The sequence below is a fragment of the Nocardia sp. NPDC057663 genome (assembly GCF_042799895.1).
Lineage (GTDB): Bacteria > Actinomycetota > Actinomycetes > Mycobacteriales > Mycobacteriaceae > Nocardia.
Map to the genome: position 1 here is coordinate 338,320 of NZ_JBHVHX010000001.1, position 20,911 is coordinate 359,230.

General features: G+C 69.1%; 19 protein-coding genes and 1 tRNA gene. 10 read left to right on the plus strand and 10 right to left on the minus strand.

Annotated elements, in window-relative coordinates; genetic code table 11:
* Window positions 1-98 precede the first annotated feature (98 nt).
* From ACFVAV_RS01660 to mfd, 4 genes are all read right to left on the minus strand, one after another.
* The gene (locus ACFVAV_RS01660; RefSeq protein ID WP_189026033.1) at window positions 99-674 is read right to left on the minus strand and encodes a TerD family protein; all 576 of its coding nucleotides are present in this window, start codon (window positions 672-674) and stop codon (window positions 99-101) included.
* 1 nt (window position 675) lies between these two features.
* A complete protein-coding gene (locus ACFVAV_RS01665) occupies window positions 676-1,155 on the minus strand; it encodes a hypothetical protein (RefSeq protein WP_379028446.1) in 480 nt (159 codons plus the stop codon).
* A gap of 173 nt (window positions 1,156-1,328) precedes the next feature.
* The gene (locus ACFVAV_RS01670; protein ID WP_379028448.1) at window positions 1,329-2,036 is read right to left on the minus strand and encodes a MazG family protein; all 708 of its coding nucleotides are present in this window, start codon (window positions 2,034-2,036) and stop codon (window positions 1,329-1,331) included.
* Window positions 2,036-5,647: a transcription-repair coupling factor gene (gene mfd, locus ACFVAV_RS01675; protein WP_379028450.1), complete on the minus strand. Its 3,612-nt coding sequence runs from the start codon at window positions 5,645-5,647 to the stop codon at window positions 2,036-2,038. Before mfd ends, ACFVAV_RS01670 begins: the two co-directional genes overlap by 1 nt.
* 160 nt (window positions 5,648-5,807) lie before the next feature.
* On the opposite strand from mfd, the gene ACFVAV_RS01680 reads away from it, so the two are divergent.
* Complete coding sequence (locus ACFVAV_RS01680) at window positions 5,808-6,431, plus strand: TIGR03085 family metal-binding protein (protein WP_379028452.1); 624 nt, start codon at window positions 5,808-5,810, stop codon at window positions 6,429-6,431.
* Here the strand turns inward: ACFVAV_RS01680 and ACFVAV_RS01685 are convergent.
* The gene (locus tag ACFVAV_RS01685; RefSeq protein WP_379028454.1) at window positions 6,428-7,075 is read right to left on the minus strand and encodes a TetR family transcriptional regulator; all 648 of its coding nucleotides are present in this window, start codon (window positions 7,073-7,075) and stop codon (window positions 6,428-6,430) included. The two genes, ACFVAV_RS01680 and ACFVAV_RS01685, sit on opposite strands and share 4 nt — an antisense overlap.
* A 170-nt stretch (window positions 7,076-7,245) precedes the next feature.
* Entirely contained in the window at window positions 7,246-7,872 is a 627-nt protein-coding gene (locus ACFVAV_RS01690; protein ID WP_379028456.1) for a TetR/AcrR family transcriptional regulator, read from the minus strand.
* A 335-nt stretch (window positions 7,873-8,207) separates the two neighbouring features.
* Between ACFVAV_RS01690 and ACFVAV_RS01695 the strand changes: the two genes are divergently transcribed.
* From ACFVAV_RS01695 to ACFVAV_RS01720, 6 genes are all read left to right on the plus strand, one after another.
* A tRNA-Gln gene (locus ACFVAV_RS01695) sits at window positions 8,208-8,278 on the plus strand.
* A 90-nt stretch (window positions 8,279-8,368) separates the two neighbouring features.
* Window positions 8,369-9,859, plus strand: a complete 1,491-nt coding sequence (glmU, locus tag ACFVAV_RS01700; protein WP_379028458.1) for a bifunctional UDP-N-acetylglucosamine diphosphorylase/glucosamine-1-phosphate N-acetyltransferase GlmU — start codon at window positions 8,369-8,371, stop codon at window positions 9,857-9,859.
* A complete protein-coding gene (locus ACFVAV_RS01705; protein WP_379028460.1) occupies window positions 9,856-10,836 on the plus strand; it encodes a ribose-phosphate diphosphokinase in 981 nt (326 codons plus the stop codon). The genes glmU and ACFVAV_RS01705 overlap by 4 nt, the downstream gene beginning before the upstream one ends.
* Window positions 10,837-11,039: 203 nt before the next feature.
* On the plus strand, window positions 11,040-11,627 hold the full coding sequence (locus ACFVAV_RS01710; RefSeq protein WP_379028462.1) for a hypothetical protein: 588 nt from the start codon (window positions 11,040-11,042) through the stop codon (window positions 11,625-11,627).
* Between the two features lie 24 nt (window positions 11,628-11,651).
* Window positions 11,652-12,296, plus strand: a complete 645-nt coding sequence (locus tag ACFVAV_RS01715) for a DUF2461 domain-containing protein (RefSeq protein ID WP_379028464.1) — start codon at window positions 11,652-11,654, stop codon at window positions 12,294-12,296.
* Window positions 12,297-12,349: 53 nt separating this feature from the next.
* Window positions 12,350-12,727 (plus strand): hypothetical protein, encoded by a 378-nt coding sequence (locus ACFVAV_RS01720; protein WP_379028466.1) that lies wholly within the window; start codon window positions 12,350-12,352, stop codon window positions 12,725-12,727.
* Between the two features lie 9 nt (window positions 12,728-12,736).
* On the opposite strand, the gene egtD is transcribed toward ACFVAV_RS01720, so the two are convergent.
* The 4 genes from egtD to egtA form a co-directional block, all read right to left on the minus strand.
* The gene (gene egtD, locus ACFVAV_RS01725) at window positions 12,737-13,708 is read right to left on the minus strand and encodes an L-histidine N(alpha)-methyltransferase (RefSeq protein ID WP_379028468.1); all 972 of its coding nucleotides are present in this window, start codon (window positions 13,706-13,708) and stop codon (window positions 12,737-12,739) included.
* On the minus strand, window positions 13,705-14,661 hold the full coding sequence (locus tag ACFVAV_RS01730) for a class II glutamine amidotransferase (protein ID WP_379028469.1): 957 nt from the start codon (window positions 14,659-14,661) through the stop codon (window positions 13,705-13,707). Before ACFVAV_RS01730 ends, egtD begins: the two co-directional genes overlap by 4 nt.
* 88 nt (window positions 14,662-14,749) lie before the next feature.
* Entirely contained in the window at window positions 14,750-16,042 is a 1,293-nt protein-coding gene (gene egtB / locus ACFVAV_RS01735; RefSeq protein ID WP_379029898.1) for an ergothioneine biosynthesis protein EgtB, read from the minus strand.
* A gap of 95 nt (window positions 16,043-16,137) precedes the next feature.
* Window positions 16,138-17,415, minus strand: coding sequence for an ergothioneine biosynthesis glutamate--cysteine ligase EgtA (gene egtA / locus ACFVAV_RS01740; protein ID WP_379028471.1), 1,278 nt, complete (start codon window positions 17,413-17,415; stop codon window positions 16,138-16,140).
* 133 nt (window positions 17,416-17,548) lie between these two features.
* Between egtA and ACFVAV_RS01745 the strand changes: the two genes are divergently transcribed.
* The 3 genes from ACFVAV_RS01745 (at window position 17,549) to ACFVAV_RS01755 (ending at window position 20,838) form a co-directional block, all read left to right on the plus strand.
* A complete protein-coding gene (locus ACFVAV_RS01745; RefSeq protein WP_379028473.1) occupies window positions 17,549-18,727 on the plus strand; it encodes an aminotransferase class V-fold PLP-dependent enzyme in 1,179 nt (392 codons plus the stop codon).
* A gap of 141 nt (window positions 18,728-18,868) precedes the next feature.
* Window positions 18,869-19,084: a hypothetical protein gene (locus ACFVAV_RS01750; RefSeq protein ID WP_379028475.1), complete on the plus strand. Its 216-nt coding sequence runs from the start codon at window positions 18,869-18,871 to the stop codon at window positions 19,082-19,084.
* Between the two features lie 110 nt (window positions 19,085-19,194).
* Complete coding sequence (locus ACFVAV_RS01755; protein ID WP_379028477.1) at window positions 19,195-20,838, plus strand: fatty acyl-AMP ligase; 1,644 nt, start codon at window positions 19,195-19,197, stop codon at window positions 20,836-20,838.
* Window positions 20,839-20,911 lie beyond the last annotated feature (73 nt).

The following is a 20,911-nucleotide window of genomic DNA, read 5'->3' on the forward strand; positions in this document are numbered from 1 at the left end:
CGCTGGTCAGGTGCCGTTGCGTAGGCGACGAAGGAGCAAGCAACGGTGCCTGACCGGCGGGACACAAGGGGCCGCGAACACGCGGGCCCCGGCCCGCATCAAATATTGACGCCGTAATCGCGAGCGATACCGGCGAGGCCGGAGGCGTACCCCTGGCCGATCGCGCGGAACTTCCACTCGTTGTTGTGGCGGTACAGCTCGCCGAAGACCATGGCGGTCTCGGTGGAGGCGTCCTCGGACAGGTCGTAGCGCGCCAGCTCGACGCCGGTGTTGGCGTCGGTGACGCGGATGTAGGCGTTGCGGATCTGGCCGAAGGACTGGCCGCGGGCCTGCGCGTCGTGGATCGACACCGGGAAGAAGATGTTGGTGATCGTCGGCGGCGTGGCGGCCAGGTCGACATTGATCACCTCGTCGTCGCCGTCACCCGCACCGGTCAGGTTGTCGCCGGTGTGCTCGATGGTGCCTTCCGGCGAGCGCAGGTTGTTGTAGAAGATGAAGTGCTGGTCGGAGAGCACCTTCAGGTTGGCCCCGGTCGCCAGCGCGCTGGCGTCGAGGTCGTGATCGGCGCCGGTCGTGGTGCGCACGTCCCAGCCCAGACCCACCGCCACCTTGGTGAGATTGTCGGTCTGCTTCGACAGCGAGACATTGCCGCCCTTGGCGAGCGTGACAGTCATATCAGTTCCCTTTCTCTGCCCAGGTCCGCAGGGTTTCGACCCGGCCCTCCAACGCACGCAGTTCGGACTCGTCGAGCACGGTGCGCTGGATGCCACGGTCCACCGCGAAGGCCGACTGCCGATGGTCGTCGATCACGTCCACGTCGAGCTGCACGGCGGTGTAGTCGTCCGCCGACGGCATCTGCTCGGCGATCACCTTCGCCCGTCCGCGCGCGCACAGCGCGACATTGCCGCCGCCCAGGATCAGCAGGGCTACCTCGGGCTGGGCCCGCAGCCGGGCAAGCGAGCCGCGATCGGACTTGAGGCTGATGAGGATCCGCCGGTCGCCCGCGCGCACCGGCCACGACACGGGAATCGCGTGCGGCGCGGGATCGGTCGTGACCAGCACCGCGATCGTCTCCTGCGGCCACACCGGCAACACGTCGAGCTCGGGATGATCGGTCGCGTAATCCTGCTCTACCGGATCGACTTCTGTTGCCATCTACCTCACCTCGACGATCGTCGGACACCACGTGGCACGCCGCGAACGGCGAGCGCACCCCCGAGTCTAATTCGGTGTGCCACTTGCTCGCTGGCTCGCGTCGGATTGTCCGGCAGATCTCAGCAACGTCTCAGCCGTCACCTGCGCGAACGATCCGATTAGCTGACCGGTAACTATTCAGGCCAGTAGGCGCGCCATTCCGGCGCCGTCAACGGGAGACGTTCGCCACGTGCGGATTCCGCGGCGTCCTCGGCGGCGCGGATGGTGGTGGCGAAGTCCAGGGTGGCCTTACGCAGGCGTTCCTCGGCGGAATCGGGGCCGCCGAGCTCGACTACGCGCAGCGCTTCCGGGACCAGATCCTCGGGCAGACCGGCTCTGGCGCTGCGCGAGCGCACCTTTTCGGCCAGCGCCAGGGCGGGTTGGGCCATGGCGATCCCGTCCAGGCAGGAGCGCCGCGATTTCTCGGCGGATTTCCGTTCCTCCCATGCCTTTTCCTGGGCGGCGATCTTGTCGGCCACCGAGGTGCCCGCGGGCAGGTCGGCATCGATCAGGTGCGGGCTGCGGTGGACCAGCTTGCCCACCAGCGTCGCGGCCACCTCGTCGACGGTGAACTCGCCTGCGGCTTCGGCGATCCGGGAGTGGAACAGCACCTGCAGCAGCAGGTCGCCGAGTTCTTCCTTGATGGTCTCGCAGTCGCCCGCCTGGATGGCGTCGAGCAGTTCGTAGGTCTCCTCGAGCAGGTAGGGCCGCAGCGAGTCGTGGGTCTGGGTGGTCTCCCAGCCGCCGAAATGCCACAGCCGGTCCATCACCTCGACCGCGCCCGCGAGCCCGGCCGCCACCACGGCGGTGTCGGCCGCCTCCTGTGTGACCTCGCCGCCCATCAGCCGGGCGTCGCTTCGGTCGGCACCGAAAGATCAACCATGCCTTGCGGTTTGCCGTCCAGCGCGAGCAGCAGATCGGCGACGAACTGCAGCACGGTGACATCGCGCACCCGGTCGGCGCCGACACTGTCGGTGACCCGCGGCAGCGGCAACTGCACCAGGCCGCTGGCCGCGCGGTAGGTCGCGCTGGGGTAGAGCCGCTTGAGCCGCAGCTGTTTGGAATCGGGCAGATTCAGCGGCGCGATCTTGAGTGTCGTTCCGGTGACCACGATCTCGGACACGTCGTAGGCGCGGGCGAGCAGACGCAGCTTGGCCACCGACACCAGCCTGCCGACCTCCACCGGCAGCGGGCCGTACCGGTCGACGAGCTCCTCCACGACCGCGGCCAGCGCCGAATCGTCCTGTGCCGCGGCGAGCTTGCGGTAGGCCTCGAGCCGCAGCCGGTCGCTGGCGATGTAGTCGGGCGGGATGTGCGCGTCCACCGGCAGGTCGATGCGCACCTCCTTGGTCTCCTCGGTGACGATCGGCTTGCCGTCGGCGGCCGCGCGATACGCCTCGACAGCCTCGCCGACCAGGCGCACATACAGGTCGAAACCGACGCCGGCCACATGGCCCGACTGCTCGGCGCCGAGCACATTGCCTGCGCCGCGGATCTCGAGGTCCTTCATCGCCACGGCCATGCCGGCGCCCAGATCCGAGTTCTGGGCGATGGTGGCCAGGCGGTCGTAGGCGGTCTCGGTGAGCGGCTTCTCCGGCGGGTACAGGAAGTAGGCGTAGCCGCGCTCGCGGGACCGGCCGACACGGCCGCGCAACTGGTGCAGCTGCGACAGGCCGAGGGAGTCGGCGCGTTCCACGATCAGGGTGTTGGCATTGGAGATGTCGAGGCCGGTCTCGATGATCGTGGTGCAGACCAGCACGTCGTATTCGCGCTCCCAGAACCCCTGCACGGTGCGCTCGAGCTGGTCCTCGTTCATCTGCCCGTGCGCGACGACGACGCGCGCCTCGGGCACCAGATCACGAATCTTCTTGGCCGCCTTGTCGATCGAGGACACCCGGTTGTGCACGTAGAACACCTGGCCGTCGCGCATCAGCTCACGGCGGATGGCGGCGGTGACCTGCTTGTCGTTGTAGGCGCCGACATAGGTGAGGACGGGGTGCCGTTCCTCGGGCGGAGTGAGGATGGTCGACATCTCGCGGATGCCGGCCAGGCTCATCTCCAGGGTGCGCGGGATCGGGGTGGCCGACATGGTGAGCACGTCGACGTGGGTGCGCAGGGCCTTGATGTGTTCCTTGTGCTCGACGCCGAAACGCTGCTCCTCGTCGACGACGACCAGGCCGAGGTCCTTCCAGCGCACGCCGGTCTGCAGCAGCCGGTGCGTGCCGACCACGATGTCGACCGCGCCGTCGGCCATCCCGGCCATGATCTCCTTGGACTCGGCCGCGTCGGTGAACCGCGACAGGCCCTTCACCGTCACCGGGAAACCGGCGACCCGCTCGGTGAACGTCTGCAGGTGCTGCTGGGCCAGCAGGGTGGTCGGCACCAGCACGACCACCTGCTTGCCGTCCTGGACCGCCTTGAACGCGGCGCGCACGGCGATCTCGGTCTTGCCGTAGCCGACGTCGCCGCACACCACGCGGTCCATCGGGACCGCCTTCTCCATGTCGGCCTTGACGTCGGTGATGGCGGTCATCTGGTCGACGGTCTCGGTGAACGCGAACGCGTCCTCCATCTCCTGCTGCCACGGTGTGTCCGGGGCGAAGGCGTGACCCGGCGCCGCCTGGCGGGCCGCGTAGAGCTGCACCAGCTCGCCCGCGATCTCGCGAACTGCCTTGCGCGCCTTGCGTTTGGTGTTCGCCCAGTCCGAACCGCCGAGCTTGGACAGGCTCGGCAGCTCGCCGCCGACGTAGCGGGAGAGCTGGTCGAGCGATTCCATCGGCACGAACAGCCGGTCGCCCGGCTGACCACGCTTGCCCGGCGCGTACTCGATGACCAGGTACTCGCGCCGCGCCCCGCCGATGGTGCGCTCGATCATCTCCACGAAGCGGCCGATGCCGTGCTGGTCGTGCACCACCATGTCGCCCGCGGTGAGCGCCAGCGGGTCGACCTGGTTGCGGCGCTTGGCAGGCAGCCGCTTGCCCTCGGTCGGTGCGGTGACCCGGTTGCCGGTCAGATCGGATTCGGCGACGACCACCAGGCTCGCGTCGTCGAAGATCAGGCCGTCGTGCAGCGAACCGCACAGCACACCGACCACACCCGGTTCCGGCACCGCGCCCGCCGCCAGCGCCGCGGCGGGCACCTCGGCGTCGGCGAGCCGTTCCAGAATGCGTTGCGCCGTACCGTGTCCGGTCACCACGATGACCGCGCGGCCGCCGGTGGCCACGTGCGCGCGCAGCGACGCGAACATGGTGGCGACCAGTTCCTCGGACCCGCGCGCGGTGGGACCGGCCAGCACGGGCAGGTTCACCTCGACCGGGTCACCGGAGCTGAGTGGGCTCAGCGTCCACCACGGCAGCCCGAGTTCGTCGGCGCTGGTGTGCAGTTCGGGCAGGCTGCGGTAGCCGGAGGCGGCCAGGTCAAGACCGTGCGCGCCCAGCGGCGCGTCGCTACCGAAAGACGCGGCGGTCCATGATGCTTCGAGGAATTCCTCGCCGGTGCGCACGAGATCGGCGGCGCGGGTGCGGATCTTCTCCGGATCGCACAGCAGCAGGTGGGTGCCCGCGGGCAGCGCCTCGGTGAGCAGGCTCAGCTTGCCGGGCGCGAGCACCGGCAGCAGGGCTTCCATGCCGTCGACCGGGATGCCCTCGGCGATCTTGTCCAGCATCTCGACCAGGGCGGCATCGGCCGCGTTGTCGGCGGCGACGGCGGCGGCGCGTTCGCGCACCGGCTCGGTGAGCAGCAGTTCGCGACAGGGCGGCGCGACGAGGGTGTCGATGGTGTGCTCGCTCAGCGAGCGCTGATCGGCCACCGAGAACGGGCGCAGCTCGGTGATCTCGTCACCCCAGAACTCCACGCGCACAGGGTGATCCGCGGTCGGCGGGAAGAGGTCGAGGATGCCGCCGCGCACCGCGAACTCACCGCGCTTGCCGACCATGTCGACCCGCGTGTACGCGAATTCCACCAGGCGGGCGAGCAAGGCGTCGAAGTCGTAGTCGGCGCCGACTCGCAGCACGATCGGTTCGATATCGCCGAGACCCGCCGTCATCGGCTGCATCAGCGAGCGCACCGTGGTCACCACGACGCGCAACGGCTCGGGGTAGACCGGGTCGTCGGGATGGGCCAGCCTGCGCAGCACCTCGAGCCTGCGGCCCACCGTGTCGGGGCCGGGCGAGAGCCGTTCGTGCGGCAGCGTCTCCCAGGACGGGAACAGCGCCACCGACGGGCCGAGCATCTCGGCCAGCTCGACGGTCAGATCGTCGGCCTCGCGGCCGGTCGCGGTCACCACGACCAGCGGCTGCTGGGCCGCGATCGTCCCGGCGACGAACGGGCGCACCGCCGAGGGCGCGACCAGTTCCACCCCGGACTTGCCGACCAGGTCGGCAACCGTCCGCAGCGCGGCGTCACCCCCAGCCGCCTCAGCCAGACCGGCGAGCGGAGGACGAAGGGAGGACATGAACGCTCCTGATACGCAGACGGGATGTTCCGGGTCGAGTCTAATCACCGGCACCGACACCTTCCCGCACGCCTCCTGCCCCGACCGGCGACGGCCGCCGTCCGCGCACGGCGTACGCCCGACGAGGCGATTCCCGCCGTACCCGCGTACCGTCGAGGTCGTGAGTCTGGCTCAGCGGGAACGCCACGCCCTGGTGGCGACAATGATCGAAGCGGGGCCGTCGGCCCCGACTCTGTGCGGTACCTGGACGGTGCACGACCTGGCCGCCCATCTGGTGGTCAGGGAACGCAGGCCGGATGCCTCGCTCGGCATCCTGGTGCGGCCGCTGGCCGGATACCTCGACGCGACCCAGGACAAGATCGCGCAGCAGCCCTTCGCCGAACTCGCCGAGCTGGTCCGCACCGGACCGCCCTGGTGGTCACCGCTGCGGCCGGTCGACGCGTTCGCCAACCTCACCGAGATGTTCGTCCATCACGAGGACGTCCGCCGCGCCGAACCCGGTTGGACGCCACGGGAATTGGCGGCGGGCGACGAGGCGCGGCTGTGGTCGGCGCTGCGCACGGTCGCCCGTGCCGCCTACCGCAAGTCACCCGTCGCCTTGGTGCTGGCGACGCCGGACGGCGACCGGATCACCGCGCACAAGGCACCCGGCGCCGAGGTCGTGCTCACCGGCAAGCCGTCGGAGCTGTTGCTGCACGCGTTCGGCCGCAACGAGGTCAGGATCGAGACCACCGGCGACGAGGCCGACGTGCGCGCGGTGCTCGCCACCGACCGCAGCGTCTAGAGCACGTAGCGGCGCAGGCGGCGGGCGGCGAACTCACGGAAGTACGACAGCTTCTCCGTCGGCACGATCGAGGGCAGCAGGAAGTGCCAGGCACGTTCCATCCTGGCCGCCATCTGATCCATCGACTCGGTGCCGACAGCCACGATGTGCACGCCCGCCGTCAGCTCGTGCAGCAGCAGGCCGACCACGTCCGCGTCCAGGTCGGCGTTCAGGTCGCCCTGCGCGATGGCGCGCTCGGCCAGCACCCGGTACGTCTCACTCCAGACCTTGGCGATGTTGTCGCCCTGGGCACCGCGATAGTCGCCGATCTGATGGTTGAGCTTGAGCATCGCCCCGACCATCGGATCGTTCATCGATAGGTCGGCCACCACGTAGGTGATGCCGATGCACGCCTCCAGCGCGGGTACCCGGGAATCGAAGAATCCCTGGCACGAGCCGACCAGGCGCTCGTTGCCCTGATCGACCACCGCCCTGGCCAGCTCCTCCTTGGAGCCGAAGTGAAAGTACAAGGCGCCCTTGGTCACATTGGACTGCGCGATGATTTCGCTGAGGCTCGCGTTGGCGTAGCCCAAACGGAGAAAGACATCGGCAGCGCCAGCAAGGACGGAGTCGCGGGTGATCTCCGCGCGCGCTTGCCTAGCCATCAGATCCGCCTGTCATCCAATAATCCAGCCATCCTGAAGTAGACCGACATCCCGAAGTTTGATCGACTTACCGCCCGGCAGCACCCAAAAGGATGGGTGAACCGTACCACCAGGCGGCTATCCGGCAGCCGAATCCTGGATTCGCTGTGGCAGTGGGCGCTATCGTCCGGTTACCCCGCCGATCCGCCTGCCTGCCCGGTATTCCATTCGGAGCTGAGCCCCGGTTCGGCTTCCAAGTGGCTCAATCCGTTCCAGCACAAATTGACCAGATGCGCCGCGACCACTTCTTTCGGTGGTTCGCGCTCGTCGAGCCACCACGTCGCGGCGGTGGACACCATGCCGACGAGTGCCTGCGCGTAGAGCGGGGCGAGGCTGGTGTCGAGATCACGTCGAGCGAAATCGCCGGCCAGCAGGTGCGCGACCTGGTTGACCGCCTCGTTGAGCAGGCTCGAATAGCGGCCGTCGGCATTGGCGGCGGGCTGGTCGCGCACCAGGATGCGGAAGCCGTCGGTGCGCTCCTCGATGTAGGTGAGCAGCGCCAGCGCCACCTGCTCGAGCCGGACCCTGGAGCGATTCTGGGTGAGCGAGGAGGTGATCATGTCCAGCAGCATCGACATCTCGCGGTCGACGACCACCGCGTAGAGCCCCTCCTTGCCGCCGAAATGCTCGTAGACCACCGGCTTGGACACCTGCGCACGCTGCGCGATCTCCTCGATCGATGTCGCGTCATACCCCCGCTCGGCGAACAACGCGCGACCGATCTCGATCAGCTGCTGCCGCCGCTGGGTGCCGGTCATCCTCGGCCTCGACATGCGGGCCGACTCGCTAGAAGACAAAGCTGCACGCCTCTCTACCCCTGGACCATCACCACAACTGTCCCAGACCGTGCAACCACAGCGCTCATCGCATCCCGACCAACTGACTTCGCAAGCACATGGGTAACTCACCGGGTACGGGCTCACCAGCCACCTCGACAAGGCTTGCCGCGTCCCGAGCTCACCCTGCACCTCAGTCTGGCCAAAATTTCCGGAGAGGCGGGCAAGCCAAAATTTCCGGGGAGGCGGTATCTGTGCGAGGATCATGGCCGTGCCGTAGCACAGTGGTGGGCTCTCACCGCCCACTGGTGTAGCGATCCGCCGTAGTGTAATGGCAGCACCTCTGATTTTGGTTCAGATAGTTCAGGTTCGAGTCCTGGCGGCGGAGCACACGGACACAGTGACGTATCGTCGGCCCGCACCATCACCGACCGAACCCGCCACAGCACACTCGCTGACAGGCAGCCGAGGGAGATCCATGCCACCGCAGACCGCCGTCGTCGTTCTCGCAGCAGGTGCTGGGACGCGAATGCGGTCGAAGACCCCGAAAGTGCTGCACCCATTGGCCGGTCGGTCGATGCTCTCGCACGCGCTGCACGCCGCCGCCGAGATCGATCCGACCTACCTGATCACCGTGGTCGGCCACGATCGCGACAAGGTCGGCGCCGCCGTCGCCGAGGTGGGCAAGGAACTCGGGCGGGAGATCGTCAGCGCGGTGCAGGAGGAGCAGCTCGGTACCGGCCACGCGGTGCAGTGCGCACTGAGCTCGGTGCCCGCGGACTTCGACGGCGACCTGCTCGTCACCTCGGCCGACGTGCCGCTGCTCGACGGGCACACCCTCTCCGCGCTGCTCGACGAGCACCGCAGCTATGCCGAACGGCCCGCCGTCACCGTGCTGACCTTCGTCCCCGAGGACGCCAACGGCTACGGCCGGATCGTGCGCGACGCCGACGGCCAGGTCGCCGAGATCGTCGAGCACGCCGACGCGACGCCTGCCCAGGCCAAGATCAAAGAGGTCAACTCCGGCGTCTACGCCTTCGACGCCTCCGTGCTGCGCACCATGATCGGGCGGCTGTCCACCGCCAACGCCCAGCACGAGCTCTACCTGACCGACGTGCTGCGGCTCGCCCGCGAGGCCGGGCACCCGGTGCACGGCGCGCGACTCATCGACTCCAACAAGGTGACCGGGGTCAACGACCGGGTGCAGCTGTCCGAGGCGGGCGCCACCCTCAACCGGTACATCCTCGAACGGCACATGCGCGCCGGCGTGACGATCATCGATCCCGCGACGACCTGGATCGACGCGAGCGTACGGATCGGGCGCGATGCCGTGCTGCGCCCCGGCACCCAGCTGTTCGGCGAGACCCACATCGGCGAGGACGCCGAGATCGGGCCGGACACCACACTCACCGACGTCGTCGTCGGCACGGGCGCGAGCGTCATCCGCACACACGGCGAGCGCGCCGAGATCGGTGAAGGCGCGACTATCGGCCCGTTCAGTTACCTGCGGCCGGGCACCGTCGTCGGCGACGCGGGCAAGCTCGGCGCCTTCGTCGAAACCAAGAACGCGACGATCGGTGCGCATTCGAAGGTGCCGCACCTGACCTACGTCGGCGACGCGACGATCGGCGAGCACAGCAACATCGGCGCTTCCAGCGTCTTTGTGAACTATGACGGCGTCAACAAACATCACACTGTGGTCGGTTCCCACGTGCGGACCGGTAGCGACACCATGTTCATCGCGCCGGTCACCGTGGGTGACGGCGCTTATACCGGAGCGGGTACTGTGCTGCGTAGAAGCGTTCCACCGGGGGCACTGGCCGTGTCGGGTGGGCCACAGCGCATCATTGAGAACTGGGTGCAGCGTTACCGTCCAGGAACCGCTGCGGCGCGCGCGGCGGCGGATGCCATCGCGGCAAACGAGACGTCTGATCAGACAATCGAGCAAAAGGATGGCAAACAGCAGTGACCGCGTTCTCGATCGACAACCAGAAGAACTTGATGCTCTTCGCCGGCCGGTCACATCCTGAGCTGGCCGAGCAGGTCGCCAAGGAGCTGGACGTCGACATCACCCCGCAGACCGCGCGTGACTTCGCCAACGGCGAGATCTTCGTGCGGTTCGAGGAGTCGGTGCGCGGTTCGGACGCCTTCGTGCTGCAGAGCTTCCCCGCGCCGCTGAACCAGTGGCTGATGGAACAGCTCATCATGATCGACGCGCTCAAGCGCGGCTCGGCCAAGCGGATCACCGCGGTGCTGCCGTTCTACCCCTACGCGCGCCAGGACAAGAAGCACCGCGGCCGCGAGCCCATCTCCGCCCGCCTCGTCGCCGACCTGCTCAAGACCGCGGGCGCCGACCGCATCATCACCGTCGACCTGCACACCGACCAGATCCAGGGCTTCTTCGACGGCCCCGTCGATCACATGCACGCGCTGGTGCAGCTCTCGGAGTACATCCGCACCAACTACCAGTCGGACAACCTAGCCGTCGTCTCCCCCGACGCCGGCCGCGTGAAGGTCGCCGAGAAGTGGGCCGACTCGCTCGGCGGCACGCCGCTGGCGTTCATCCACAAGACCCGCGACCCGCTGGTGCCCAACCAGGTGAAGTCCAACCGCGTCGTCGGTGACGTCGAGGGCCGCACCTGCGTCCTGATCGACGACATGATCGACACCGGTGGCACCATCGCCGGCGCGGTCAAGGTGCTCAAGGAAGCCGGCGCGGGCGATGTCATCATCGCCGCCACCCACGGCGTGCTGAGCGATCCGGCCGCCGAGCGCCTGGCCAACTGCGGTGCCAGGGAAGTCGTCATCACCAACACCCTGCCGATCAGCGAGGAGAAGAAGTTCCCGACGCTGACCGTGCTGTCGATCGCGCCGCTGCTGGCGCGCACCATCCGCGAGGTCTTCGAGAACGGCTCGGTCACCGGCCTGTTCAACGGCAACGCCTAACCGCCTCCCCGCGACTTTTGGCCAGACTGAGGTGCGGGGTGGGTTGGGGACGCGGCAAGCCTTTGGGAGTGGTTGGGTTGGCCCGTACCCGGTGAGTTACCCATGTTCTCGTGAGATCAGTCGGTGCGCTTGTCTTCGGACGTGGCGCGCCGGCTGGTCTCGAGGCATGGTGGTCCTGTAAGTCGGGACGTGGCAGGGGGGACATGAGTACCGAACCGGAAAGGCCGGTCGAGCTGGGCAAGGACCAGGTGGCGCCGCGGGTGCAGGACGCGCCGGTGCTACCCGAGCCCACCCAGCGGATGTGGACCGACAACCTGCCGCCCACCGAACTGCCGCCACCGCCCGCGCCCGGACCCGCGCGGGCCGAGGCGCCGTGGGCCGGGATCGAGCGTCCGGCGCCGCCGGTCGAGCTGCCGCCGTATCCGCCGCCCCCGCCCGCACCGGTCTATCCGCCGCGATATCCCGTTCCCGGCCAGGTCGGTTACGGCACGCCGCGGTATCCGGGACCGCTGCCCTATCAGCCCATGCCGATGCGGCGCTACGGGTACGCCGACGACACACCCATCTGGTCGATCATCAGCTTCTGCTGTGTGGCGGCGTCGGTGCTCGGCGGGGCGATGCTGTGTGGACTGCCGATCCTGGTGACCGCGCCGACCGGGATCGTGCTCGGGCTCGTCGGGCACGCCAAGGGCGAGCAGATGGGTAAGTGGGCGGCGATCGCCAACGGCGTCGTCGCGGCGCTGGCCGCGCTCGTCGTCGTACTGTTCGTGGTGGCGGTCGGCAGCATCTGACCGGCGACGGGCGATACTGCACCGATGGACGCTTTCACCGGGTTCCCGCTGGCCGCCCTCGACTTCTACGAGGACCTCGAGGCCGATAATTCCAAAGCATTCTGGACCGCGCACAAGCAGACCTACGACGAGGCGGTGCGCGCGCCGATGACCGCGCTCGCCGCCGAACTCGAACCGGAGTTCGGGCAGGCCAAGATCTTCCGGCCCTACCGCGATGTCCGCTTCTCCGCCGACAAGACGCCGTACAAGGACCATCAGGGCGCGGTGGCCGGCACGGCGCCCGGTGTCGGCTGGTACGTGCAGATCGGTGCGGCGGGACTGTTCGTCGCGGGCGGTTGCTACCAGATGTCGCCCGCGGCGCTGGCGACATTGCGAGCCACCATCGACGACGACGTCCGCGGCGCCGAACTCGAGGCGATCCTCGCCGCGGCGACCGCGGCGGGCTACACCATCGGTGGCGACCGCCTCAAGACCAAGCCCAAGGGCTACTCCATCGACCACCCCCGCATCGAGCTGCTTCGGCACAAATCGCTCATCGCGAGCCGCGAGTTCGGCGCGCCGGACTGGCTGACCACCCCGGCGGCGGCCACCGAGATCCGGCGGGCGTGGACCGAACTGCGGCCGCTGGTCGAGTGGTTCACCGGCGTCTTCGAGGGCGTCGAGCACTGACCACCGGGCGTGGCTACGGTGACTGACGCCGAAAGGAGGCCGATACTGGCCTTATGAGCCGTGAAAACCCGCTGGACATGGACATGGGCGATGATCGTCAGGCCGACGACATCGTCACATACGAGCGGTACGTCGAGGACCCGCCGGAGGACTACGTGATCCGCAATCACGAAGCCGACGCCGACGGCTTCCTCGGCATCAACGAGGAAGTCAGCGAGGAGTGGACCGAGAACGGCGCCGCCCGCCAGGCCGTCGAGGAGGACGAACGCCCCGCCGAGGTCGCCGCCGTCCGGATAGTCGGCGACGACGGCGTCGACGGTGACCTCTACGACGACGACGCGATCAACGGCGAAGAAAGCGTCGAACGCGACCTCGAGGGCGACGAGAACCTCACCGCCGGCGAATACCTCGCCGACGAGCTCGACCTGTAGCGCGACCGCTCAGCGACGTTCGGCCAGGACCAGGGCGAATCGGTCGTCCTGATCGGTCCAGGTGTGTGCCGTGGTGAAGCCCGCGGCGTCCAGTTCCGCGCGCAGGCCGTCGGGCCGGAACTTGGCGGAGATCTCGGTGCGCATCTGCTCGCCCGCCGCGAAGCCGACGATCAGGTCCAGGTCGGCGACGGTGGCGGTCATCGCCTCGGTAGCGCGCAGGCGCATCTCGATCCACTCGTTCTCGGCGTCCCACAACGCGATGTGCTCGAACTTGGCCGGGTCGAAGTCGGCGCCGAGGCGGTGGTTGAGCACGTGCAGGACATTGCGGTTGAACTCGGCGGTGACACCGGCGGCGTCGTCGTAGGCGGGGACGAGGACGGCCGGATCGATCACCAGGCCCGCGCCGAGCAGCAGCAGCTCGCCGGGTTCGAGCACCTCGTTGATGCCTGCCAGGAACTCCGCGCGCTCGGCGGGCACCAGGTTGCCGATGGTGCCGCCGAGGAAAGCGATCATCCGTCGGCCACCGCGCGGCAGATTGTGCAGGGTGTCGGTGAAGTCGCTGACGACGCCGTGCACGGCCAGGTTCGGGTACTCGGCCGCGATCTCGGTCGCCGCACCGCGCAACGCTGAGGCCGAGACATCCTGCGGTACATAGGTTTTCAGCGAGCCTTCGGTGGTGAGCGCGTCCAGCAGCAGGCGGGTCTTGGCCGCTGAGCCGGACCCGAGTTCCACCAGTACATCGGGGCGGGCGGCCGCGGCGATCTCGCCGACGACCCGCTGCAGCAGGGCCCGCTCGGTGCGGGTCGGGTAGTACTCGGGCAGTTCGGTGATCCGCTCGAACAGCTCGCTGCCGCGCGCGTCGTAGAACCATTTGGGCGGCAACGATTTCGGGGTGGCGGTGAGGCCGGTGCGGGCGTCGGTGCGCAAGGCCGCGGTGAGATCGTCGTCGGTGAGGTGGATGTCCAGCAGCGGCGCGGTCATGAACGGACCCTTTCGGTGACGGGAAGCTCGAGAGCGGTGATGGTGCAGTGGCCGGGGCCGGCGATCACCAGCCGGCGATCGGCGACCGGCTGCCACCGTGGATCGGCGTCGTACGGTTCGGAGCACAGCACGGTGTAGTCGTCGGCGACGAGGACCGACAGCGAGTGCCAGCAGGTGGTGGCCCACAGCTGGGTCCCGTTGCCGAGCAACAGGTTCAAGCGGGCATTCGGCTGGTGCCGCAGGACCGCGGCGGTCAGCAGTCGCAGCGCATCGGCCGCGTCGGCGACCGGGCCACCGGGGTCGATCGCCCCGAGCAGACCACGAAGCAGCACCCACAGTGCCGCGGAGTCGGTGAGTGACTCGGCATGCAACAGTGCCGCGGCCGAACCGAACAGGGGTGTGGCATCGGCGCGGATCCGCAACGAATCGACGGGCGGTGCTGCACCGGCTTTCTCCCCGCCAGAAAACGACCCGGCAGACGAACCCGACGGCACCGCACCGTTTCCCCCGGCCTGAAACGCACCGGCGGGCGCACCGAATCCTGATGCGGAGGCCAGTATCTCGTCCAGGTCGGCGAGTACGAGCGCTAGTGTCGACCGCCAGTCGGGGACGACACCGTTGTGGCTGAAGGCCCAGTGCTCATCGACGAACGGCGCACAGGCTGCTCGCTCCACCGGCATGCCGACGGTGGCCGACCGGACGGCGGCGAGCACCGCGCGCGACTCCAGCTGCCCCAGCACCTCGGTCACGGCCGGGTCGGTCCAGATGGGCGCGGCGTTGCGGTAGCGGGTGACCGCGTCGCGCGCGCCGTCGACGCCCACCTCGGCCCGGCGCCACCAGGCGACACCGAAACCGTCGGCATTGATCGTGCCGCCCGCCCGCATGTCGGTGGGCGCCCAGGACTGCCGGTAGAGCGAGTGGGGGCCACGCACGACCAGCTCACCGACTGTCACCGGCGGACCGACGTATCCGAGGTGCCTGCACATCAGCGGTCGCCCGCCCGCCGTACGGGCCGGAAACGACCGACGTTGCGCCCGTTCATCAGCGTTCGTCCTCGCGCAGGTCGCGGGCCAGCCGGAACCCGGCGAAGATCTGGCGGCGAATCGGGTGGTCCCAGTTGCGGAAGGTGCCGCGGCAGGCGACCTCGTCGGTGCCGAACGAGCCGCCGCGCAGGATGCGGTAGTCGCCGCCGAAGAAGACCTCCGAGTACTCGCGGTAGGGGAACGCGCGGAACCCGGGGTACGCCTCGAAACCCGAAGCGCACCACTCCCAGACGTCGCCGATCAGCTGGTGCACACCGGTCGCCGACACACCGGCCGGGTACGCGCCGACGTCGGCGGGCTCGAGATGCCGCTGGCCGAGATTGGCCAGGCGCTCGTCCGGTGTGTCCTCGCCCCACGGATAGCGGCGGGACGCGCCGGTGACCGGATCGAACCTGGCCGCCTTCTCCCACTCGGCCTCGGTCGGCAATCGCTTGCCCGACCAGCGCGCATAGGCCTCCGCCTCGAACCAGCACACGTGCACCACCGGCTGCCACGGCCGCAGCGGCGCGCGGACACCGAAGGCCCGGCGCGTCCATTGCGCGCCGTCGCGCTCCCAGAACTGCGGTGCGACGAGCCCGGCCTCCTGCCGGTGCGCCCAGCCCCGATCCGACCACAGCTCTGGCCGCTCGTAGCCGCCGTCGGCGATGAAGGCCAGGTACTGCTCGTTGGTCACCGGCGCGACATCGATGGCGAAGCCGGGCACGTGCACCGGGTGGGCGGGGCGTTCGTTGTCCAGCGCCCACGGGTCGGCGGAGGTGCCCATCAGGAATTCGCCTGCGGGAACGATCACTTCGCCGCCGATCAGCGTGGGCGCGGTGGGCGCGGGCGGCGCGGACAGCACCGGTGCGCCGAGGCGCAGCTGGTGGGTGGCGAGCATGGTCTCGTCGTGCTGCTGTTCGTGCTGGGCGATCATGCCGAACGCGAAGCCGTTGTCCACCAGCGGATCACCGGACAGTGCGCTGGAACCCAGGACATCCCAGACCTTTTCGCGCACCGTGCCGACGTAGCCGCGCGCCTGATCGGGATTCAGCAGCGGCAGTGCGGGACGGTTCGCGCGAGCGTGCTTGAACGCGTCGTAGAGCTCGTCGATATCGGCTCGGACGGCCTCACGGCCGCCGACATCGCGGACCAGCCACAGTTCTTCCTGATTGCCGATGTGCGCGAGGTCCCAGACCAGCGGGCTCATCAGCGGCGAATGCTGGGCGACGAGGTCGGCCTCGTCGACGCTGTCGGTGAGGGTGGCGGTGCGGCGGCGGGCCCGCTGCAGCACCTCGGCGATCCGGTCGCGCATGCGATCGCGGCTGCTGTGGTCGGTGGGGGCGGAAGGAGTCACGGGATCAGCTCCGAACGAAGAGGGCGACAACGACATCGGGGGCGGCGGGATCGTCACGATCCGTTGCGTGCCGGATGCGTCACGGCGAGCGGGCTGCGGCCGGACCGGCATCGGCGGGCGGCGAGCGCCAATTCCTGTGCCGCGGTGACCGACCGGGCGTGTTGCTCGGCCAGTTCGAGCAGATCGACTGCCGCTCGGCGTAATTGGGGGTCCTGCAGGCCGGTGCGCGCGGCGCCGACCCACTCCCCCGCCGTCGGGGCGGCGATGGCCGTCGCCTCGGCGACCACCGCCGGTGTCGACAACAGCGCGTCGACGAGGTGGATCGGGGTGGTCCAGGTGTCGCCGGGCTGGGTGTCGAGGTAGCGGACCTCAAGGTGGCCCGCGGCCCTGACCGGCGGGAACAGGGTGGTCAGGTGATAGTCGAGGTCGGCGGTGCCCGGCCTGCGGCCCACCTCGTCGTCGAGTGCGCCCGCCAGCCAGTCGGCGAAGGTGGCACCCGGTGGCGGCGACCAGTCGGCATCGCGCTCGGTGCAGCGCACACACAGCAGCGGTACGTCCAGCGCCCAGTGCGCGTAGGCGGCGATCGGATCGGCCCAGTCGGCGACCGGTGGGCGGGTGCGGGACGGGTCGAGCCGCAGCCAGGTGCGCATCCGCTGCGAGGCCCACTCGCCCTGCGGTGCGCCGTGCAGCACCGGCGAGCAGGCGAAGGCGGCGATCAGCGCCGGTCCGAGCACGTAGAGCGCCGTCCAGCGCGCCCTGACCTCGTCGGGATCGGCGCCGGCGTCCACGCTGACCTGGGTGGCTGCGGTGTTGCACATCATGAGGCTGCCGAACGGGCCGACACCGGCGAACCGGCGTTCCATGGCGGCGTAGCGAGGGAGGCGAAGCAAGCGTTCGGCCGGGCGATCGGCATCGGCGGCGGCGGGGACGATGCCGATGCCGTGGGCGGCGAGCAGGTCCCGCAAACGGGCCGCATCAGCGCGCAGATTCTGCGTCAGCGCCGCGGTGTCGGCGAACGGGGCGCTGGAAAGTTCTATCTGACCACCCGGTTCGAAGGTGACCAGGCTCCCGCCGGGGAGAGGGGCCGCGGCCGAAGCCGGGGCGATCGAGGTGGGCGCGTGTGGCCCGAGGGCCAGCGCCATCAGCTCGAGCGAAGGGCGCGCACCGGTGGGCCCGGCGGTGAGCCACTCCAGTTCGGCGCCGATCAGGGTGGGTGGTCCGAGCTTGAAGCAGACACCGCCGACATAGGCCTCCGCCGCCGCCCGAGACGATAGTTCGCCCTGGTCAGTGGCGGAATCAGGCCACGAAGAACGTTCGAGAGTGACCGCCATGCCAACCTCCGCGTGCTGTGTACTGCCGGGGGAATCCGCGTGTTCGTGCAACCGACTCATTCCAGAGTAGCGATGGGCACCGACAGGAAAAGTGTCCAAATGCGGAACGGCTCCGGACGCTATGGTCGTCACCATGATGGATCTCGCCGCGATCAGAGCCGCCACCCCCGGACTTGCCACTGGACAGGTATTCCTCGACAGCGCCGGATCCTCGCTGCCGCCGCGGGTGGTCACCGACACCGTGATCGGCCACTTGCACCGGGAAGCGGAGATCGGTGGCTATCGCGCAGCAAACGAACGTCTCGACGATCTCGCCGCGGTGAAGTCCTCGATCGCCACCCTGATCGGCGCGACCGCCGACACCATCGCGCTCGGCGACAGTGCTACCCGGTCATGGGCCGATTTCGCCTACTCGCTGCCCCTGCGCCCCGGCGACCGCATCCTGATCTCCGGCGCCGACTACGCCAGCAACGCGATCGCCGCCCTCCAGCGCGCCCGGCAGACCGGCGCGGTGGTCGAGCACATCCCCAGCGACGACACCGGCCGCCTCGACACCGACGCGCTCGCGGATATGCTCGACGAGCGAGTGCGGCTGGTCTCGCTCCAGCACGCGCCCACCAACGGCGGCTTGGTGAATCCCGTTGCCGAGGCGACCCGGATCGCCCACGAGGCGGGCGCGCTGGTGCTGCTCGACGCCTGCCAGTCGATCGGCCAGCTCCCGATCGATGTCGCCGCGCTCGGCGTCGACGCGCTCTCGGCTACCGGACGCAAGTGGCTGCGCGGGCCACGCGGCACCGGATTCCTCTACGTCCGCAGGGAATTGGCGCAGACGATGGAACCGGGCAGGCTCGACCTGCACAGTGCCCAGTGGGTGAGCGAGGGCGAATATCGTCTGGCCCCGGACGCGTCCCGCTTCGAATTCTGGGAATTCAACGTCGCCGCCCGTCTCGGCCTCGGCGCGGCCGTCGACTACCTGCTCACCCTCGGCCCCGACGAGGTCTACGCCGCCGTCGCCGAACGCGCGGCCTACCTGCGCAAGACCCTGCCCGAGCTGGCCGGGGTCACCGTGCGCGACCTCGGCACCGAGCACAGCGGCATCGTCTCGTTCACCGTCGACGGACACGATCCCGTACAGCTGCGCGATCGCCTCGCCGAGCACGCCGTCACTGTCACCGTCAGCCACGCGAGCTCCGCCTTGCTCGACATGACCGCCCGCGGCCTGCCCGCGATCGTGCGCGCCTCCCCGCACTACTTCGTGAGCACCGAGGAGCTCGACCGCTTCGTCGCGGCGCTGGCCGACATCACCCGCTAGCCGGACAGGTCCTCGTCGGGGCAACGGCTGCGCCTGGGCAATTCACCGGAGGGGGCGCGGCCGGTCGACGGCAAGGTCTATCGTGGTCGTACCGGGGCGCTACGCGTTGCCATGGCTACAGGGGCGCCGGTGGTGCCCGTGGTGCTGGACGGAACCGACCGCATGAACCCGTGCGGTCGGAAACTGTTGCGTTTCACCAAGGTGCGCATCAGTATCCAGCCGGCGCGGCGTTATCCGGCAGCGGTTCGTCGCGCCCAGGTCAGAGTGGCAACTGATCAGCTGATGCGGGAAATTACCGCACTATCGGGTAGACCATATGTGGACCGCTACGCTGCCACCTTCGCCGCCGAGAACTGATCGGCGAGGGTGCTCGGGTGTCAGTCGGGGTTAACACCCGTTGGGCGGGCGGGGATCTTTCTGTTGGGAGCACGGCCGTAACCGATCGTTGGCGTAAAGGGAGTCCGACGTTGAGCAGGTTCACCGACGAAATGTTTGCCACAGCGCTGACCAGCCCACGGGGGCTGGTCACCGGGGAACCGGACGCGCCGCTGCGGCAGAGCTGGGGGGAAATTCATCGCCAGGCGCGGCGAATGGCTGGTGGTCTCGCGGCCGCCGGGATCGAGCACGGTGACGCGGTCGGCGTGCTCGCCGGGCTGCCCGTCGACATCGCGCCGGTCTGCCAGGCCATCTGGATGCGTGGCGCCTCCATCACGATGCTGCATCAGCCCACGCCGCGCACCGATCTCGCGGTCTGGGTACGCGATACCGAAACCGTGCTCGGCATGATCGAGGCCAAGGCCGTCGTGCTCGGCGCGCCGTTCGCCGCCGCCGAACCCGTGCTGCTGGAACGCGGGATCACCGTGGTCAGGATCGAGGACCTGCACTCCGGCGCCGATACCGATCCGGTGCCGACCACCGAAGCCGATATCGCCCTGCAGCAGTTGACTTCTGGGTCGACCGGGTCACCCAAGGCCGTGCGGATCACCCACGGCAACTTCAACGTCAACGCGCACGCGATGTTCAATCGCGTGAAGTTCCAGCTCGACGACGACGTCATGATCAGCTGGCTGCCGCTGTTCCACGACATGGGCATGGTCGGATTCCTCAGCGTGCCCATGCAATTCGGCGCCGAGGTGGTCTGCGTGACCCCGCTGGACTTCCTGGCCAGGCCGCTGCTGTGGGCGGAGCTGATCGACAAGTACCGCGGAACCGTCACCGCGGCACCGAACTTCGCCTACTCGCTGCTGGCCCGGCGGTTGCGGCAGGCCGAGCCGGGGTCGATGGACCTGTCCAGCGTGCGCTACATGTGGAACGGCGCCGAACCGGTCGACCCGGACACGATGATCGCGCTCGCGGAGGCGGGCAAGCACTTCGGGCTCAACCCGATGGCGCTGACCCCGGTTTACGGCATGGCCGAGACCACGCTGGCCGTCTCGGTCCCCGACCCGGGCCACGGCATGGTGCTCGACGTCATCGACGCGGATCTGCTCGAAGCCGTCGGCAAGGCGGTGCCGGTCGCCGAGGACGGCCACCACGGCACCCCGCGCAGGCTGCCGACGCTCGGCCACCTCGTCGACGATCTGGAGGGCCGGGTCGTCGACGCCGAACGGCAGCCACTGCCGGTTCGCACGGTCGGCATCATCGAATTGCGCGGCCCCGCGGTGACTTCGGGCTACGTGACGGTCGACGGGTTCCGGCCCGCCCAGGACGCCGAGGGCTGGCTCGACACCGGCGACATCGGCTACTTCACCGACGCGGGCATGATCGTGGTGTGCGGTCGGATGAAGGACGTCATTATCATGGGCGGCCGCAACATCTACCCGACCGATATCGAGCGGGCCGCGCTGCGCGTGACCGGTGTGCGTCCCGGCAATGCGGTCGCGGTGCGGCTGGACGCGGGCGAGAAGCGCGAAAGTTTCGCGGTGGTGGTGGAATCCAACGACTACCAGGCACCCGACGAGGTGAAGCGGATGGAGCGCGAGATCGTCCACGAGGTGTTCGCCGAGGTCGGCGCCCGCCCGCGCACGGTCGCGGTCCTCGGCCCCGGCGCGCTGCCGAAGACGTCGTCGGGCAAGCTGCGCCGCGCGGCCACCGCGGTACACCTGAGGTAGGACCGAACCGTCGCTGCCCGGCCGCCCGCACTCCCCGACCTCGAGGAGGGGCCGCCGCGCAGCGGCGGTTCGA